Raw genomic sequence first — 18282 nt, 5'->3', positions numbered from 1 at the left:
ACCTAAGCATAAGTCACGGCATTACATTAACCTATAACAATAAATAATTTGTATTATACTCTTTTTATATCCGCACCGCAATTATTTAATTTCTTCTCTAAATTTTGAAATCCGCGATCTAAATGATATATACGGTGCAATACTGTTTCACTATCAGTACTTAGACCTGCTAGTATCAGCGATACCGAAGCTCTAAGGTCACTTGCCATAACTTCCGCACCTTTTAAGCTTTTAACGCCTTGTACTATTGCTTGATTACCCCGTACTGTTATATCCGCACCCATTCTACATAATTCAGGTACGTGCATAAAACGATTTTCAAAAATATTTTCAGTAATTATTGAAGAACCTTGGCTAATAGTCATAAGACTCATAAATTGTGCTTGTAAATCTGTAGCAAAGCCTGGATATGGATTAGTTTCTAAATTTACGGCATTTAACTTATCTGCATAAGTTACCTGCACTCCATTATCTATAGGCATAACTTTTATACCTGTTTCAATGAGTTTTAAAGCAATATTTTCTATGATATGATAATCAATGCCGTAAAGTTTTAAATCACCTTTAGTAATAGCTGCGGCAAACATATAAGTCCCTGCCTCTATACGATCAGGTAGAACTCTGTAACTTGCTTCACTTAAAGAATCTTTGCCGTTTATTCTTATTTTGCTTGTACCAATTCCGGAAATATCTGCACCCATCTTATTAAGACAGTTACATAAATCCACTATTTCAGGCTCTCTAGCACAGTTAAATAGCAATGTTTCACCATCTGCTAGAACAGCTGCAAGTACGGCATTGATAGTAGCTCCAACCGAAATTTTATCAAAAATGAAATGAGTACCTTTTAAACGCCCTGCCGTTGAAGCGTTAATATAACCATCTTCAATTGTAATTTCAGCTCCCATAGCCTTTAAAACTGCAATATGCAGATCTACTTGTCTAGCTCCAATGGCACAACCACCAGGTAGAGATACTTTTGCTTTACCATAACGGCTAAGCAGAGGACCAAGCACCCAAATAGATGCTCTCATCTTACGAACTATCTCGTAATCTGCCGTTAAGTTGTTGATATTTGCAGCATTAATTACTAATTCGAACTCATTTTCATGTTCTATTATTTCAATGCCTGCTCCATGACTTTTTAGTAATTCTTTCATAGTACTAACATCCGTTAATTTTGGAACATTAGTAATATGTAGTTTATCAGTCAGTATAGAAGCTGCCATAATAGGAAGCACAGCGTTTTTAGCACCGCTAATATTGATAATACCTTTGAGAGGTTTACCGCCGTGAATAATTAATTTTTGCATAAATATTTATAATGTCATTCCCGCGGAGGCAGGAGTCCAGTCAATTATATTGTCATCCCGTGACTTGATCACGGGATCTTGTGCCATAGAATGTGTCCTGAGATACTGCGGTCAAGCCGCGGTATGACAGACTTTTTTCTGGATTCCCGCCTCCGCGGGAATGACATAGTAAACCGCAAGAAAAATATACATATTCTTAACATGAAGAGTAAGTAGACGAAGTTTTATTTGGAAAAGAGCAAGGCGTCTTGAAGCTGATAACCGCAGCGTATACTTAATACGTGAGGATTATCAGCAAAAGACAACGTAGCCAACTTTTCAAATAAAACGAGTATACTATACGTCCAGGTTTACAACGTTCAATGCATTCGATTGTATGAACTGCCTACGAGGTTCGACTACATCACCCATTAGCGTGGAGAATATACCTTCAGCTTCATCGATTTCTGCAACTCTTACTTGCAATAAAGTTCTTCTTTCAGGGTTAAGGGTAGTATCCCATAACTGATCTGAATTCATCTCACCGAGTCCTTTAAAGCGTTGAACGCTGATGCCTTTTTTTCCGCAATCTATAATAGTATTTAGCAATATGCTAGGAGTTAAAATATCAAATTCTTGGTTTTTTACTACTAGCTTTAATTGCTTATTAAATATATCAAAAATTGTTAGAGCAAGTTTTGATATATTTATAAATTCGAATGATTCTAACTGCTCTCTTAGCAAAATTTTACGCTCTTTTAAGCCTCTACTAAAACGGAAAAATTCTATTTTATTTTCATGTTTTAAAACTTCCCAATCTGTTTTATCGGGTGATTGCTCTAAACTATTTAATGCATTTAAAGCTTTTTTAAGTCTTGAATCACTTTCATCATTAAATATTTTATTGTTAAGTAGATCATTAATTGCCAAAATTTCAGTGATAGAGCGGTTAAATTTTTTGCTAGCATGATCAAGTAAGCTATTGAACTTTATGACTTTACTCATTAGTTCTTCTAGATTTTCGTTTGCCAGCTGCTCTTTATTATCTAAAGTTAAAGTAGCATCGCTAATTGCTGATTTTACTAAATAATCTTGCAGTGCTTGCTCATTTTTTAAGTAAAGCTCACTTGCTCCTTTCTTTACCTTATAAAGAGGTGGCTGTGCTATGTATAAATATCCCTTATTTATTAGCTCTGGCATATGGCGGTAAAAGAACGTAAGTAATAAAGTTCTAATATGTGACCCGTCAACGTCAGCATCAGTCATAATAATAACTTTATGATATCTTAGTTTTTCAAGAGAGAATTCTCGGTTATCAACACCTGTTCCAAGAGCTGTAATTAATGTACCAATTTGATCCGAGCCAAGCATTTTATCAAACCTTGCACGTTCAACGTTTAGGATTTTACCACGCAGAGGCAATATAGCTTGAATTTTGCTATCCCTACCCTGCTTTGCTGTACCACCCGCTGAGTCTCCCTCTACTATAAATAATTCAGAAACTGCCGGATCTTTGGCATGACAATCTGCAAGCTTACCTGGCAAGTTCGATACTTCTAATACTGATTTTCTTCTAGTTAATTCTCTTGCTTTTCTAGCAGCTTCACGAGCATTAGCTGCCTCCATAATTTTGTTTATAATGAGCTTTGCGTCGGCTGGATGTTCTTCAAACCACTCAAGAACTTTCGTATAAACAGCATTTTCAACAATCGGTCTTACTTCAGAACTTACCAGCTTATCTTTAGTTTGGGAGGAAAATTTAGGATCAGGCACTTTAACAGAAAGTATGCAGCATAACCCTTCCCTAGTATCTTCTCCACTAAAAGCATTTTTCGCTTTTTTATTAAGACCGGTATTTTCAAGATAAGCGGTAATAACACGTGTTATCCCTGATTTAAATGCACTAAGGTGAGTTCCGCCATCACGTTGTCTAATATTATTGGTAAAACACAATATATTCTCATGATAAGAATCATTCCAATGCATAGCAAGCTCAAGGCTTATACCAGATTCAGTATTATCTGCATTAACTACGATACATGAATGAACAGCGTGTTTTGCACGATCTAAATATTTTACGTAAGCTTCAATTCCGCCTGTATAATAAAATTCTACTTCTTTTACCTCTTCAAATCTATTATCTGTTAGTAAAATCTTTACTCCAGAATTTAGGAAAGCAAGCTCACGAAGACGATGTTCTATTATATTGAAATCGAATTCTATATTAGTAAAGGTTTCTACTGATGGGAAGAAAGTAACTTCTGTACCTTTTTTGTCTACATTTTCTTTAATAACTGCAAGCGGTGCTTCTGTTATCCCGTTATTAAATCTAATAAGATGCTCTGTATTATTACGCCAAATACGTAGCTCAAGCCAATCAGAAAGAGCATTTACGACCGACACACCAACACCGTGCAAACCACCAGAAACCTTATAAGAATTCTGATCAAACTTACCACCGGCATGTAGCTGCGTCATAATTACTTCAGCTGCCGATATACCTTCTTCCTCATGAATCTCAACAGGTATACCTCGCCCATTATCAGATACGGTTACCGAGCCGTTTTTATTTAAAACGACTCTTACTAAATCACAATAACCGGCTAATGCTTCATCGATAGCATTATCGACTACCTCATAAATCATATGATGTAAACCAGATCCGTCACCGACATCACCGATATACATTCCTGGTCTTTTTCTTACAGCTTCAAGACCCTTTAAAACCTTAATAGAATCAGCACCATATGATGATTCATTCAACTTTTCTTCAAATTCCGACATATTATATTATTAAGATAAATAAAAAGCTAGTAGACGAAGTTTTATTTGGAAAAGAGCAAGGCGGCTTGAAGCTGATAACCGCAGCGTATACTTAATACGTGAGGATTATCAGCAAAAGACAACGTAGCCAATTTTTCAAATAAAACGAGTATACTTTTATTTGTTGCTAGAGACAATAAAAATAACTATAACGGAACTTATCAGATTAGTAAATGTAAATATGATGAGATAACAATGGATAAATTAAAGTTAAAAAATATTTTTGATGTGATGGATGATTATGACGTATTTTTGTTTGATCTTTGGGGCGTAATAGTCGAAGGCGGTCACACCTACCCTAATGTTGTGCAGAATATTAATAAAATTATTGAGCAGAAAAAAGTATATTTTGTTACTAATGCTCCACGAAATATTTTCTCTCTACATCAGACACTCAAATCTTGGGGATTAAATGCTAAGCCAGAAATGATTATTAGCTCTGGTGAAGTAGCTGTACAGATGATTTTAGAGAGTAAAGAGCGTTTTGGTATTGAAAAGCCGATAATATATCATTTAGGTCATCTAGAAAATGATATCATAAACGGCATACAGTGCCCTATCACTGATGATATTCAAAAAGCTAATATTCTCCTAATGACAATTTATAGAGATGAAAGTAAAAATTTAGATTTAAACGAATTTGATGAGCTATTTAAAATTGTCGTAGAACGCAAGATAGTCAATATTTGTGCTAATCCTGACCTTGGGATAAATCAACACGGAATTTATAGATATTGTAGCGGTTATTATGCTCAGAAAATAATACAGCTAGGCGGTAAAGTAATCTATAGCGGTAAACCTTACGAAGAGATATATAGCAAAGTTTTACAAGAATGTCCTAGTGTAACTAAGAATCGTATATTAATGATAGGCGATACTTTTTATACTGATATACTTGCAGCTAATTGGCTTGGCATAGATTCATGTTTAGTTTTAACAGGTAATTCTAGAGATTATCACCTCGAGTTTGATAATATTGATGATAAGCTATCTAATTTAAGAAAAGCAGCTGAAAAACAATCGGTTATGCCAAGTTTTGTAGTAAGTTTGTCTTGATGACGTCATTGCGAGCGAGCAAAGCGAGTGCGGCAATCTCGTAAAATAGTATGATACTCCTGAGATTGCCAAGTCGATTCTGCGAATCTCCTCGCAATGACGGTCATAACAAATACTATTGATGTTATACTAATAATCTGTTATATAAGAAGCTTTAAGCGGTCGTGGCGAAATTGGTAGACGCGCAGCATTGAGGGTGCTGTTCTGTAAAAAGATTGGAAGTTCAAGTCTTCTCGACCGCACCATATCATTGACTTTTAAATTTACTTTAACTTCTCAATTTCTTCTTTTTTTAAATCAGTGTATTTTATAATTTTTGCTATAGGTTCTTTATCTATTAGCATCTTTTTAGCTATAGTAAATTTTTCTTTTTTTAATTTAGCTTCTAACTTTATTTTACTTTTGGCTCTTTCTTTTTCAATACCTTGTTGCTCCCAGTGATGTGCTAAACTTCCCATAATATTTGCTCCTAATTTAGGATTTAAATGTGATTTAAGTATTTTTTCTAATTCTATTTTATCATCTTCTTTTATTTTAGTCAAAGTATACGATATAGCTGATTTTATATGATCGACTCCACTATTAGAGTCAGCAAACACCGATAAAGTATCGGCTAGTTGTTTCCATCTTGGTAATAAATCAGGCTCATTTATATATTTCATTAGAATTTGTAAAGGAGCAAGCCAAGATCTTTCTTTTAATTGTTCATCAGGAATATCAAACAAGTTGATTAGTTGATAATCGTTGCTCCAAGTTTCTTTTACCAACTCGCTATTTTCAAATAAATCCCACAAATTTAAAGGAGCAGTATATTTTTTATGATCATTTGAATATACTAACGGATATATAAAAGGAAACTTTTTAGAATCGGGATGCGAATTTAAGTGTCTTTCAGCAATATTTAACATATATTTAAACAGGCGAAAAGCCATAAGAGGGTCGGAACTACTTTGGTGTTCACACAAAATGTATATATAACCATCTCTATTATTAATTTTAGCAGAATATAAAACATCTGTAATAGTTTCTTTTAAGCTTGGCTCTATAAAACTATCATTTTTCAATTTCAAAGTAGAGGGTAAGAATAAAACTTTTATTTCAGTTGGTAAATATTCCTCAAAGAATTCTTTAGCTATTAATGGATTTGCTAAAGCTTGCTGAAAAAACTTATCATGCTCTTTTCTATCTGACATAATTTTATTATTGTAACTAATAAGGGAGCATTATACAAGCTTTTCTATTATAAGTATATATCTAATAAATTTAAAGAGTAGATAAACGAGGTTCTATTATTGAGCATAGTTAAAAAACTATTGCTTATTTTTGTTCTGTAATTTATATTGATTAACAAATCGTACACCATTCTACGTCAAACCTAGCTAACCAGTAAATAATTATAATTAAATAAGTCTGCAAGCCAGACTATTATAGTCAATTCAGTTGAATTTTGTGACAGGCGTGAGGGTAGAGCTTATAATAATAGGCAAGACGACGAACAACCTGCTACATGCGTTCAAATCAATTGACTATAGGTAAGGGATTATGCCTAATTTCAGTATGTTCAAAAGCATATTACCTGATCATCATGATCAATTTGCTGAAATTTTTGATCAAATTAATGATTTATTAGAAGATCATAATTATAATGCTGCGGCTAGTAGGCTTGCAGAACTTCATTATGCTGATTTAGCTGATTTCTTAGATAATTTAAGTCCTAAAATCTACAAAATAATCATTCCACTACTACAAGACAAAATCAAACCTGAAACTTTAGTTTCACTAAATGCTTACAGCAAACCTTTAATAATAGAAACTCTTGGCATAAAAAAATCAGCAGAATTAATTGATAAGCTAGATATAGAAGATGCTATTGAAGTTGTAATTGACTTAGATGATGATATTAAAGATTTAATATTAAGCAATCTTTCTAAAGAAAAAAAACATCAAATCACTATTGGGTGTACATATCCAGAAAATACAGTAGGAAGGGTAATAGAGCGAGACTTTGTTAATCTTCAAGAAAATTGGACTGTTAAAGAGTCGTTAAATTTTATAAAAACTGTCAAAAATGACTTCCACGCTGCTATTGTTACAGACAATAAACTGCGTCCTATCGGTATCATCTCGCTTAGTACTTTAATTAAGCATGAAAAAAATGAATTGGTGAAAAATTTAATGAGTAAAGATTTTAAACTGGCTGATAGTTTCACCGATTTAAATGAACTTAGTTTCATTTTTAAACAATATGCTTTAACTATAGTACCAGTAGTCAATAAAAATGGTAAATTAATTGGTAGCGTATCTATTGACAATATAATCTATATTATTGAAGAACAAGCCGAAAAGGATATATTATCGCTAAGCGGTGTGCATACACAAGATACTTTCTTTAACTTCTTTTACACTGTAAAACATCGTTTTCCATGGTTATTTGTTAATCTGATTACCGCTTGCATGACTTCGCTTATTATTAATCATTTTAATGATACTATTGCAAAGCTTGTAACACTTGCAGCTACTATGCCTATTGTAGCCTCTATGGGCGGCAATGCAGGTACGCAAGTTATGACAGTTACGGTTAGAGCACTTGCCAATAAAGATATTCATTATAGTAACGTAAGTAAAATAATCTTGAAAGAAATAGCCGTATCGGGTTTTAACGGCTTTGTGCTAGCAATCATCGGTGCAGGACTTAGCTTTGTGATGCTGATGGACCTTAATCTTAGCGTAATTTTTGCTATTGCTGTAATCTTAAACTTTCTGGTAGCAGGGTTATTTGGCTCTGCTATTCCGATATTACTGCACTATTTCGATATTGACCCAGCTGCTGGCTCTGGCGTCTTTCTGACTACCCTAACCGATGCTTTAGGTTTTCTCACCTTTTTAAGTCTTGCTCACGTCTTTCTGGTATAGCATAAATAAAAAGCTCTAGATTTTAGGCAGGGGAGGATTTGCTTTTGTTTTAGATTTAGTTTGTTTAATTTTCGACGGCAATACTGGATTTTTTAATTTCTTCAATTCTTTAAAATTTTCCTTTAATTCTTTTAGGTTTTTCTGCTTATCTTTATCAACTGAAGATATTACTGCACCTGATTTATGTAGCTGCTTTGAAAGCTGCTCTAACTGCTTTCTTACTTCTGGTTTCATAGTAAAGTAACAAATTTTACTACCTATTACTTCTTTTATATTTTTAAGGTTTTCTTTTGAAATCTTATAATATTTTATACCGCAATAATTAACTATTTTTGACCATACAGATCTTTTTTGATAAAGCTCTTGATGGATTATATCTACTAACTTTTTTTTGTTAGAAGTTAGTAATTCAATTGAAAATTCTTCTAAAAATCTAGATATACGTCTCTTAATTTTCTCTCGTTGTTGACCTTCAATAGCTATTTTTTTATTTTGCTCTAACTTTCCTATTGATGTTTCAATTATTGAAGATATTTCAGCTTCTTTTTCTTCATTTTTTTTATTCTCGTATTTTTCTTGAGTATTAGAATGCTTTTCTATATATGCTGCTAATTTTTTCTCTACCAAATTTTGAACATATTTGCCGTTAGGGTTTCGTATGTTACTTTCTGCGATCAGTTTATCCATATCAGATAACTTCTCATATTCTTTTATTTCTCGAAAAAGAGGAGCATATAGCAGAAAATTAATACTTTGAGCAATCCTACTATCTATTGAGTCTTTGGAATCCCTTTGGGGATAAAATTTTTGTTTGAGAACGAAATAATGGTTTAATATTTCTTGAGGTATATTTTTGATATTAAGAGGCTGTAGTTCTAACTTGGAGTTAAGTTCGGCTTTCATACCATGACGTTTTGCCTCTAATAATAATAATTCTCCCCAAATTTTATTATCAGTAGTACGACAAACAAAATTCGGGTCATTAACCGGCATTAGCTCGCTTGCATGTTCCATTACTGCCCTATTTAATTTATGTAACTGATTATTTTTAAGATTTGTATTTATAATAGATATAAAAGCTTCTCTCTGCTTTTGCTTACTTGCAGTACTAAAGGCTTGCTGTATTTTTTCTAAAACTTTTAAATCAAAATTCTCATTTTCTAATTCTTCAATAACTAAATCTGCTAGATTTTTATTTGTAATAGAATTTTGATTCTTCTTTGATTCTTTTAACATATATGGTAATAACTTAATGACACAATTATATTAAATATGTAATAAACTAATTACCATGAATTTTTACTGACTATATCACTAAAATTTTAGGATAGTAGCTCGTAGGTCATAATTCTGTTTCAATAGTTCCTAAAACTTTTACTGTAATTATTTCATCATCTAATTTACTATACATTACTGATTCTAAAATATCTGAAGATGCTAAATTACTAATATAAATACTATCTATATCATTTAATACTTTATTAACTACTATTACTCTAGTATCTTTATTGTCTGGATATCCTAATTCTAATGAATTATCTAATTTGCGTTTAAATATAGGCAACTTAAATACTTTATTTAGATCATGCTCATTAATATATTTACTTATAAATAAACACATTGTACTTTCTGCTAAGCTCTGTTTAACATAATGATTTTCTAACTCATCTTTACTTTCATCTTTTAAATTTTTTTGATATAAATTATATATTTTTTTCTGAGTTTCATCATCTTTAAACTTTTTCAAATAAAAATTATTAACTAATAGTTTATAAAGCTGCAATATTGAATTAGGAAAATTAATTGTTAGATCTCCTTCTTCATTAAATTCAGCGGTAAAATTATTTCTTATTGCCTCTAAATAAAGTAAGTTACGTAATATAGAATCATCTGATTTGCGTAGAAAAAAACTTAGATCTTCAGAAACAGATAAACCCACAGCATGCTCCATTATTTTTTCGTTAAGACTATGTAACCTTTCATCAGATATTTTACTTTCTAAATTCAATAGAAATAATTGTTTTATATGTTTCGGTAAATTTGATAGTTTTTGTAGTTCTTGTAAATCTTCTAACGTAATTTTCTTGCTTTTACTATTATAAATTATATGTTCTGCAATATAATTTATATCATACTCATTATCATCACTCTCAACTGTTATACAAAAAAATTTAGTAAATTTCATTTATCCTCCTTGAATATCAAAAAAGCGTATTATGCATAGTTAGTAAATATTAGCAAGAATTTTATACAATAATTAAAATATTTTAATTTTTACTGAGGGGATGATGTAACAATGCTTTTTTAAGATGGTTGGTTTGAAGATGAGTGTAAATTTGAGTAGTAGAGATATCAGCATGACCTAATAGCTCTTGAATAACACGTAAATCCGCTCCGCCCTCAAGCAAATGGCTTGCAAAGCTATGACGCAATACGTGCGGGGAAATATGCTCAGGATTAAGCCCAGCGTAAAGAGCAGCCGATTTTAAGAGGATAGCAAAATTTTGCCTAGTCATGTAACCGGCAGCAGATGAAGAAGGGAATAAGTAAATAAGATTTTTTGGTTTTGTTTTATTTACAAAGTTATCTCTAACTGCTAAATATTTAACAAGACTATTAATAGCCGGCTCATTTATTACTATAATTCTTTCTTTATTACCTTTACCAAGTACGGAAAATATTTTTTTTACCTCTCTTGACACTTTATTACTTAAAATATCGCTGAGTTTAAGGCTAACAAGCTCTGAGACTCTAAGACCGCTAGCATACAGCAAGTGGATCATTGCATTAAGCCGGATACCTTCAGGTGAAGTATCTTGCGAGCAATATTCAAGCAATGATTTAATATCATCTATAGATAATATTTCAGGAAGTTTATTTTGATATTTTGGTAAATCTATATTTAGTAAAGGATTTAAGTTAGTATGGTTTTCACTAATTAAAAATTCATAATAACTTTTTATAGTTGATATTTTTCGGTTAATAGAACGAGCTTGCAAACCATTTTCTGCTAGATACTCAACCCAATTTCTAATATTGTCAGTAGTAATATTTAATTCTGATAATTTTTGCTTGGCAAGATAATTATGAAAATCTAATAAATCACGCTTATAACTAAGTATGGAATTTTTTGATAATGCTCGCTCAGCGAGTAACATTTCTAGGAATTGTGAAATAAATTCCATAAAATTTTTAATTTTAGATGGAGGCTAGGGTCGGAATCGAACCGACGAATAGAGGATTTGCAGTCCACGGCATTACCACTTTGCTACCCAGCCAGTATAATCGCAGTAATACTAACAATATTCAGAGAAAAAAGCAAATAAATTTTATATAACTCGTCATTGCGAGCCACTGAAAGTGGCGTGGCAATCTTATGAGAATGTCCTGGGATTGCATCAAAGCTACACTCCTCGCAATGACAATCAGTTATACAAACTCGCTAATCTGCGATTTTGCAAATAGTTTAATTTGGAAATCAATAAACTCTGCATTACCATTTGCACCTATTTCAGCAAACTTATTAGCTTTAAGTAACAGGTCATAATCTCTTGCTAAATCAGCAAAGAAAAAATCCATCTCACCGCTTTGCTTTACACCTAAAATCTCACCACTACCACGAAGTTTTAAGTCCTGCTCGGCAATATAAAATCCGTCATTAGTTTGTTTCATTATCTCAAATCTACCACGCCCAACTTTACCAAGTCTTTTAGGATTATATAGCAATATACAATATGATTGTAAACTACCACGCCCTACTCTACCTCTCAGCTGATGGAGCTGAGCAAGTCCAAACCTTTCGGCATTCTCAATAATAATTAATGTTGCTTCAGGCACATCTATCCCAACCTCGATAACAGTTGTTGCAACTAATATCTTAATTTCTCCATCCTTAAATTGCTTCATTACAGCATCTTTTTGCTCATTTTTCATCTTACCATGAATAATACCGCTGCATCCTGCATAAATATTCTCAATCGAATTAAAACGATTCATTACATCTATTAATAGTCTATCTTCTTCCTCTGATGTCATCCCGTGGCTTGTCCACGGGATCCAGTCAAAATTATTAGCATTATCAGTTGTTTTTTGGATATTGCGGTCGAGCCGCGGTATGACATCGGAGGTTTTTGCCTGCTCTATCAATGGACATATCCAATATATTCGCTCGCCTGCAACAAGCTTCTTATTTATCGCTTCTATAATATGTTCGATTTTATTGATAGACATGGTGTTTGTTGCAATAGGCAGACGATTTTTGGGCTTTCCTTGAAGCTTAGATATAGTCATATCCCCAAACATAGTAAGAGCAAGACTTCTTGGAATCGGTGTTGCGGTCATAACTAAAACATCGGGATTTTTACCTTTACTTATTAGATCAAGTCTTTGCTGCACGCCAAATCTATGCTGCTCATCTATCACTATATAACCGAGCTTCTTAAAATTTACTTTTTCTTGAAATAAAGCGTGAGTGCCAATTAATATATCAATTTCACCATTTTCAAGCTGCATCATAATATTTTTTCTAGCCGAGCCAAGTATTTTACCGGTAAGTAATCCAATTTTTATATCGGTATTTTTCAAAGCTCTAATAAAAAACTCATAATGCTGATTGGCAAGTAAGTCAGTCGGTGCCATTAAGGTTGATTGAAACCCCGCAACTGCTACATTCGTCATGGTAAGCAGGGCTACTAAAGTTTTACCTGATCCAACATCACCTTGTAATAATCTCATCATCTCAATGCCGCTAGCCTGATCTTTCTCTATCTCTTCTATTACTTGCTGCTGATAAAAAGTTAACTCAAACCCAAGACTATTTAGTATATTAGCTTGAACCTGCTCCGCTTTAGGGTAAATATTACCATGCTTTCCTACTATTTGCGTACGTGCCTTAAAAAGAGATATCTGATTGGCGATGAGTTCTTTAGCGGCTAAGGATTTTTTATGTACATCGTCATTGCGAAGCCCCTTTAGGGGCTGCGGCAATCCAGAAATTAATGATTTTACATCACTAGATTGCCGCGTCGGCATAAATGCCTCCTCGCAATGACGAAGAACATGCACCCCTTTCAAGCTCTCTAGCACTTCATCCAAATATTCCTTTACCTCTTTATCCTGCACATTCTTACATTTCTCTTCAAACATATCTATTACTTTTATGATATATGAATATAATTGCTTGTTACTAATTAAGTATGTCAAAGAATAAATAGGTTCTAGTTCCTTTGTAAGCTTAGGATTAACGATAAATTCAGGATGAGAAATTTGTAAGTGATGATCAAAAAATTGTACCTTACCACTAATAATATGCTTCGTTCCAACTTTCAGCTTATTAAAAATAAATGGGGGTGGTTTATGAAAAAATACTAATAGCAACGAGCCTGTATCATTACTTGCTGTAATTCTTAACAGCTGATGGCTTTTATTCGGTAGATTAACGCTTTCAATTATTACTTCTACTTGAATTAAATCTCCTTCTTTAACCTCTGTTAGATTAGGTGATAATGTTTTTGTTTGATAAGAAACAGGAGAATAAAATAGCAAATCACGAATATTACTAATACCAAGCCTTTTAAGGGCAGCTGCAGTATCTTCACGAATATTAATAAAAGCTTTGATGGGGGAAAATAAAAATTTCTCTAAAATAGTTAGCATATATAATTATATATCATTATTTAATATTATGATTATATATACCTCTTAAGAATAATAAAAATAATTATTTAATTTGTACCAGAGATGAAAAGCGGTTTTCATCTCTGGTACTCATTATTTTAAGGCTTATAAATCCAGTTTTAGACCCGCTCTAACTATAGCTGAAGATTTTAAAGGCATACCCTCTATAAATCCTGCTGTTTTATAACCACCTGAACCAACTATTTTAAATGTATCATTTAAACTAAGTTCAAAATTAACAGCTCCAAAGCCACCTTTTTTACATTTTTCCTTTAAAGGAGTAGCAGTTAGCATTTTAGGCTGATTCCAATAAGCAGCTTCTAAACCTAAAGAAATAAAATCAAATTTTGCTAAGTTATTTGCTTTAAATCCAACGCCATAAGACTTAAATTTTTGATTTTTTCCGTAGTTAATATTAAGTTGGATATATTTATCGTCAATAACAAAATGATTAACTAAACCACGCTCTAAACCATATGGAGCAAGTATAGCTCTGGTAGCTGGTAAATATTTTACTCTTCCTAAATTAATCATTGGAATATTATCAAGATTAGTATTCATTACAAATGAATAAGCAGAATAGAATAAAAATGGATCAATTAAATCTAAATAAGCATAAGAACGCATTTTGCTTTTGGTAATATAATTATTACCATATATACTATTCATCAGTTTTGTATAAGCATTAATATCGTTGCCCTTTTTATCAGTTTCATTAAAATTAGTGTCAAAAATATAAGTTGCTTGATCTAACCTTGCTATAAAATAACCTATACCATAAGTAGGGTTAATTTTATTACTGCTCATATATCTATCTTTAATATTTTCAGATAATAGATAACTTGCTTGCATTCCTCCAACATCTATAGCTGCTTTTTTATGAACCTGTAAAGAATCAAAATCTTTTGCCTTATTATTGAGTGAATCCATCGAAAGGATTAACTTTATACTTTGTTACTTTTAAGTCAAACTCTCTCATTCTAGCACCATGCCCACCTATTTCATGATTAGCAACCATAAGTTACTACATAACTATATCCTTTTTTGGATGAGGTATTATCTATGCTTGATGCATTTGCTGCTACTGACAAAATGCATGTAGCAAAGGCTAAACTTAATTTACTTATTTTCATAATTATTAATATTTGTTAATTTATCAGAAAGGCATTATATATAATATTTATAAAATTAACAAGTAAATTTTTTAATAAGTTAAAGTTGTTAATATTCTTGACTTATTGTGAAAATCCCCATAATTTCTTAATAGTAAGTATTAAATAATAAAAAATTTATGAACAAAATCTATCCTTCAGCTGAAGCAGCCCTTGAAGGATTACTTTATGACGGCATGACTATCATGTCAGGCGGATTCGGTCTATGCGGTATCCCTGAAAATCTAATCAATGCCCTACTTAAGAGCAACGTCCAAAATTTAACGATTATCAGCAATAATTGCGGTGTTGATAATTTCGGTCTTGGTTTACTTCTTCAAACTAAACAAATCAAAAAAATGATCTCTTCTTATGTAGGGGAAAATAAAATTTTTGAGCAGCAATATCTTGATAAAGTATTAGAGCTTGAATTAAACCCACAAGGAACTCTTGCCGAGCGAATTAGAGCTGCTTGTGCTGGGATTCCCGCTTTCTATACTAAAACCGGTATAGGTACGATCGTAGAAGAGAATAAAGAAACTAAAGAATTTAACGGCGAAAAATATATAATGGAGACAGCATTACAGGCTGATCTTGCTATTATTAAAGGCTATAAAGCTGATAAAAGCGGTAATGTTATTTATAATAAAACCGCTAGAAATTTCAACGCTGTAATGGCAGGTGCGGCAAAAGTCACTGTTTGTGAAGTAGAAGAAATAGTTGAAGTTGGTGAACTTAATCCTGATGATATTCACACTCCTAATATTTTTGTGCAGAGGCTAATAGTCGGTGAAAAATACGAAAAACGCATTGAGCAACTAACAACAAGAGCAAAATAAATGGCTTGGAGCAAAGAACAAATTTATCAAATAACAGCAGAGCTTGAACTTACGGACGGCTTATATGTTAATCTTGGCATAGGTATGCCAACTAACGTGGCAAACTATATCCCTAAAGGCATAACTATAACGCTTCATAGCGAAAACGGTATGCTTGGGATGGGACCTTTTCCTTATGTAGGTGATGAAGATCCTGACTTAATTAATGCCGGCAAGCAGACTATAACGGCTTTGCCAGAAAGTAGTTATTTTGACAGTAGTTTTTCTTTCGGGATGATTAGAGGTGGGCATATTGATCTGACTATTTTAGGAGCTATGCAAGTTTCAGAAAAAGGCGACCTTGCTAATTGGACTATTCCAGGTAAGATGGTTAAAGGTATGGGCGGAGCTATGGATTTGGTCGCCAACACCAAACGAGTAGTTGTTATAATGGAACATAATGCCAAAGATGGCGGTGCTAAATTATTAAAAGAATGTAACTTTCCTTTAACAGGTGCTAAAGTAGTTAATAGAGTAATTACCGACCTTGGAATTTTTGATATTGATAAAGATAAGATGATACTCTCTAAAAAAGCCGAAGACGTTACTGTTGAAGAAATAAAATCCAAAACAGAAGCTGAATTTATAGTGAATTTGTAAGGAGTTCTCGTCATTGCGAGCGACTGCAAGGAGCGTGGCAATCTCATTTTATTATCCTGAGATTGCATCAAAGCTACGCTCCTCGCAGGGCATTGTTGTGTGGATCAAGAGTCGTCATTGCGAGCAAATGAAATGAGCGTGGCAATCCAGAAAAAATAATAAAAAATGCTATAAATTAGCATTTTTTAACTAGATTGCTTCGTCAATTACTTCGTAATTTCCTCGCAATGATGGAAAAACTGATCTACGCAACAAAGCCTCCTCGCAATGACGATTTAGTTGTAACACTTAAAGGAGAATAGAATGGTTAAAGTAGCTATCGTATATTATAGCGGATATGGTCATACTGTTAAAGTAGCCGAAGAAATAAATAAAAGCGTAAAAGAAGCAGGAGCAGAAACCTCCTTAATTCAAATAAGCAAAGACAAACCTGATAATGTAGATTGGAGTTTGTTAGATAATGCAGATGCTATTATTTTTGGAGCTCCAACTTATATGGGTAGTTTAGCTGGTCCTTTTAAAACATTTATGGACTCTACTTCAATAAAATGGAAAGACAAAATAGCAGCAGGCTTTACTAATTCTGCTTCTTATTCAGGCGATAAGCTTTGTAGTATTCAACAGTTATTTCATTTTGCAATGCAGCATTGTATGATTTGGGTTGGACAAGCTGAATCTGCCCCACAATTTGCCGATCATGAGATGCCTGACCATGGTAAAACTAACCGATTAGGTAGCTGGTCCGGTCTTATGACACAATCAAATCATAAATCCGCCCCTAATATTGCCCCTACAAAAGGTGATTTACTAACTGCTAATTTATTTGGAAAAAGAATAGTCGAAGTGACCAAGAGATTGAAAGGTAGTTAAAAATCTTTGTTGTGATCGAAAAGCACCTAGGGCGTTGTCATCCCGTGGCGGCTTTGTTGCGTGGATCGATTTTTCCTCTGTCATCCCGTGCGCTTGTAGCGGGATCCAGCTTAAAGTACTAAAATTATTAGTATCAAAAGTTGTTTTTCTGGATACCGTGGACAAGCTACGGTATGACACCTTAGGTGCTTTTCGATCCACGCAACAATGCCTCCCGTGGCCCCGCCACGGGATCCAGTTAAAAATATGCAATATTCTTAACTATTTTTACTGGATTGCTTCATCGAAACTTTTAGTTTCTTCTCGCAATGACGATAAGGAAATAATACGTTTCTCATAATCGCTGAGCTTAAAGAGCAATTATAAGATTACTATATTGTTATTATACGTTATACTCAAGTGCAAGCATACCATTACCAACTAATTCTAGTGCATTATTTTCTATTACAGATGCTATATTAGATACTTCGCTGTGGCTTGGTAAATTTTCGTAAACAAGATTACATATTCCTGCTACTCCGTTTGCTATACCTGCAGTATTTTCGTATACGAAATGTGCTGCTTCTAAACCTGTAAATGCTGCATTCTTTACAGTTTCGTATGCATTTTCTGGTGAAGTTAAAATTGCTGCTGTAACAAAAGTTGCCATAACAGCTGTTGGGTGATGGTAAATTGCCCCAGCAACACCTGCTACTAATCCACTTAAAACTTTAGGCATAGCAAAACCAAAAGCATGACCGGTCATTACTTCACCAGCAAATTCTTTATAAGCACAAAGCCCAAGTACACCTTGAAACATTGCTTTACCACCATAAGTAGCTGCTAAACCAGCGTACATACCACAATTTACTGCAGCTTGACCAGCATTTGCAAAATGTTCTGAAGCACTAGAGAAGTAGTTGTATGTTGTTTCAGAGATTTTAACACCGGTATATTTAGATGTTATATTTGGCATAATTTTTCCTCTTTTAAAGATAAATATGTTTGTTAATTAGGTCTAACTTTTAGTTAATAAGTTAATTA

14 protein-coding genes, 2 tRNA genes and 3 pseudogenes are annotated in these 18282 nt (G+C 33.1%); 7 read left to right on the top strand and 12 right to left on the bottom strand.

Features of this window, described 5'->3' with window-relative positions; genetic code table 11:
• Window positions 1-53: 53 nt before the first annotated feature.
• Window positions 54-1313 (bottom strand): UDP-N-acetylglucosamine 1-carboxyvinyltransferase, encoded by a 1260-nt coding sequence (murA, locus tag AAGD49_RS03440; RefSeq protein WP_341789144.1) that lies wholly within the window; start codon window positions 1311-1313, stop codon window positions 54-56.
• 336 nt (window positions 1314-1649) lie between these two features.
• Complete coding sequence (gyrB, locus tag AAGD49_RS03435) at window positions 1650-4076, bottom strand: DNA topoisomerase (ATP-hydrolyzing) subunit B (RefSeq protein WP_341789143.1); 2427 nt, start codon at window positions 4074-4076, stop codon at window positions 1650-1652.
• 234 nt (window positions 4077-4310) lie between these two features.
• Here gyrB and AAGD49_RS03430 point away from each other — a divergent pair, with 234 nt between their 5' ends.
• Both AAGD49_RS03430 and AAGD49_RS03425 read left to right on the top strand, forming a co-directional pair.
• Window positions 4311-5171, top strand: a complete 861-nt coding sequence (locus AAGD49_RS03430) for a TIGR01459 family HAD-type hydrolase (protein ID WP_341789142.1) — start codon at window positions 4311-4313, stop codon at window positions 5169-5171.
• Between the two features lie 158 nt (window positions 5172-5329).
• Window positions 5330-5416: transfer RNA gene (locus AAGD49_RS03425), tRNA-Leu, on the top strand.
• Window positions 5417-5434: 18 nt separating this feature from the next.
• Here the strand turns inward: AAGD49_RS03425 and AAGD49_RS03420 are convergent.
• Window positions 5435-6364 carry an Rpn family recombination-promoting nuclease/putative transposase gene (locus AAGD49_RS03420; protein WP_341789141.1) on the bottom strand — a complete coding sequence of 310 codons (930 nt, stop codon included), beginning with the start codon at window positions 6362-6364 and terminating at the stop codon, window positions 5435-5437.
• A gap of 349 nt (window positions 6365-6713) precedes the next feature.
• Here AAGD49_RS03420 and mgtE point away from each other — a divergent pair, with 349 nt between their 5' ends.
• Complete coding sequence (mgtE, locus tag AAGD49_RS03415; protein ID WP_341789140.1) at window positions 6714-8084, top strand: magnesium transporter; 1371 nt, start codon at window positions 6714-6716, stop codon at window positions 8082-8084.
• Window positions 8085-8099: 15 nt separating this feature from the next.
• Here the strand turns inward: mgtE and AAGD49_RS03410 are convergent, their stop codons facing one another.
• From AAGD49_RS03410 to AAGD49_RS03380, 8 genes and pseudogenes are all read right to left on the bottom strand, one after another.
• Window positions 8100-9320, bottom strand: a complete 1221-nt coding sequence (locus AAGD49_RS03410) for a DUF5410 family protein (RefSeq protein ID WP_341789139.1) — start codon at window positions 9318-9320, stop codon at window positions 8100-8102.
• A gap of 106 nt (window positions 9321-9426) precedes the next feature.
• Window positions 9427-10269, bottom strand: coding sequence for a DUF5410 family protein (locus AAGD49_RS03405; protein ID WP_341789138.1), 843 nt, complete (start codon window positions 10267-10269; stop codon window positions 9427-9429).
• Window positions 10270-10351: 82 nt separating this feature from the next.
• Window positions 10352-11269: a site-specific tyrosine recombinase XerD gene (xerD, locus tag AAGD49_RS03400; RefSeq protein ID WP_341789137.1), complete on the bottom strand. Its 918-nt coding sequence runs from the start codon at window positions 11267-11269 to the stop codon at window positions 10352-10354.
• A gap of 18 nt (window positions 11270-11287) precedes the next feature.
• Window positions 11288-11362, bottom strand: a tRNA-Cys gene (locus AAGD49_RS03395).
• Between the two features lie 151 nt (window positions 11363-11513).
• Window positions 11514-13028: pseudogene (locus AAGD49_RS03390) on the bottom strand (ATP-dependent DNA helicase RecG); the annotation flags it as partial.
• 111 nt (window positions 13029-13139) lie between these two features.
• Window positions 13140-13739 (bottom strand): annotated as a pseudogene (locus tag AAGD49_RS07565) (ATP-dependent DNA helicase RecG); the annotation flags it as partial.
• 126 nt (window positions 13740-13865) lie between these two features.
• Window positions 13866-14690: a hypothetical protein gene (locus tag AAGD49_RS03385; RefSeq protein ID WP_341789135.1), complete on the bottom strand. Its 825-nt coding sequence runs from the start codon at window positions 14688-14690 to the stop codon at window positions 13866-13868.
• A 77-nt stretch (window positions 14691-14767) separates the two neighbouring features.
• Window positions 14768-14893 (bottom strand): hypothetical protein, encoded by a 126-nt coding sequence (locus AAGD49_RS03380; protein WP_341789134.1) that lies wholly within the window; start codon window positions 14891-14893, stop codon window positions 14768-14770.
• A gap of 158 nt (window positions 14894-15051) precedes the next feature.
• On the opposite strand from AAGD49_RS03380, the gene AAGD49_RS03375 reads away from it, so the two are divergent.
• The 4 genes and pseudogenes from AAGD49_RS03375 (at window position 15052) to AAGD49_RS03360 (ending at window position 17259) form a co-directional block, all read left to right on the top strand.
• Entirely contained in the window at window positions 15052-15750 is a 699-nt protein-coding gene (locus AAGD49_RS03375) for a CoA transferase subunit A (protein WP_012151833.1), read from the top strand.
• Window positions 15751-16389, top strand: coding sequence for a 3-oxoacid CoA-transferase subunit B (locus tag AAGD49_RS03370; protein WP_341789133.1), 639 nt, complete (start codon window positions 15751-15753; stop codon window positions 16387-16389). It abuts the gene before it with no gap.
• A gap of 303 nt (window positions 16390-16692) precedes the next feature.
• Window positions 16693-16998, top strand: a pseudogene (locus AAGD49_RS03365) (flavodoxin family protein); the annotation flags it as partial.
• A gap of 42 nt (window positions 16999-17040) precedes the next feature.
• Entirely contained in the window at window positions 17041-17259 is a 219-nt protein-coding gene (locus AAGD49_RS03360) for a transcriptional regulator (protein ID WP_341789219.1), read from the top strand.
• 382 nt (window positions 17260-17641) lie between these two features.
• Here the strand turns inward: AAGD49_RS03360 and AAGD49_RS03355 are convergent, their stop codons facing one another.
• The gene (locus AAGD49_RS03355) at window positions 17642-18214 is read right to left on the bottom strand and encodes a hypothetical protein (protein ID WP_341789132.1); all 573 of its coding nucleotides are present in this window, start codon (window positions 18212-18214) and stop codon (window positions 17642-17644) included.
• Window positions 18215-18282: the final 68 nt, after the last annotated feature.

Source organism: Rickettsia endosymbiont of Lasioglossum villosulum, assembly GCF_964026455.1.
Taxonomy (GTDB): Bacteria; Pseudomonadota; Alphaproteobacteria; order Rickettsiales; family Rickettsiaceae; genus Rickettsia.
This window is presented reverse-complemented; position numbering and strand designations above follow the sequence as displayed.

What these genes read in the sequence shown, in the direction of transcription:
- murA (WP_341789144.1), bottom strand. Translation starts at nt 1,313, where the DNA reads ATGCAAAAATTAATTATTCACGGCGGTAAACCTCTCAAAGGTATTATC.
- gyrB (WP_341789143.1), bottom strand. Translation starts at nt 4,076, where the DNA reads ATGTCGGAATTTGAAGAAAAGTTGAATGAATCATCATATGGTGCTGAT.
- AAGD49_RS03430 (WP_341789142.1), top strand. Translation starts at nt 4,311, where the DNA reads ATGGATAAATTAAAGTTAAAAAATATTTTTGATGTGATGGATGATTAT.
- AAGD49_RS03420 (WP_341789141.1), bottom strand. Translation starts at nt 6,364, where the DNA reads ATGTCAGATAGAAAAGAGCATGATAAGTTTTTTCAGCAAGCTTTAGCA.
- mgtE (WP_341789140.1), top strand. Translation starts at nt 6,714, where the DNA reads ATGCCTAATTTCAGTATGTTCAAAAGCATATTACCTGATCATCATGAT.
- AAGD49_RS03410 (WP_341789139.1), bottom strand. Translation starts at nt 9,320, where the DNA reads ATGTTAAAAGAATCAAAGAAGAATCAAAATTCTATTACAAATAAAAAT.
- AAGD49_RS03405 (WP_341789138.1), bottom strand. Translation starts at nt 10,269, where the DNA reads ATGAAATTTACTAAATTTTTTTGTATAACAGTTGAGAGTGATGATAAT.
- xerD (WP_341789137.1), bottom strand. Translation starts at nt 11,269, where the DNA reads ATGGAATTTATTTCACAATTCCTAGAAATGTTACTCGCTGAGCGAGCA.
- AAGD49_RS03385 (WP_341789135.1), bottom strand. Translation starts at nt 14,690, where the DNA reads ATGGATTCACTCAATAATAAGGCAAAAGATTTTGATTCTTTACAGGTT.
- AAGD49_RS03380 (WP_341789134.1), bottom strand. Translation starts at nt 14,893, where the DNA reads ATGAAAATAAGTAAATTAAGTTTAGCCTTTGCTACATGCATTTTGTCA.
- AAGD49_RS03375 (WP_012151833.1), top strand. Translation starts at nt 15,052, where the DNA reads ATGAACAAAATCTATCCTTCAGCTGAAGCAGCCCTTGAAGGATTACTT.
- AAGD49_RS03370 (WP_341789133.1), top strand. Translation starts at nt 15,751, where the DNA reads ATGGCTTGGAGCAAAGAACAAATTTATCAAATAACAGCAGAGCTTGAA.
- AAGD49_RS03360 (WP_341789219.1), top strand. Translation starts at nt 17,041, where the DNA reads ATGATTTGGGTTGGACAAGCTGAATCTGCCCCACAATTTGCCGATCAT.
- AAGD49_RS03355 (WP_341789132.1), bottom strand. Translation starts at nt 18,214, where the DNA reads ATGCCAAATATAACATCTAAATATACCGGTGTTAAAATCTCTGAAACA.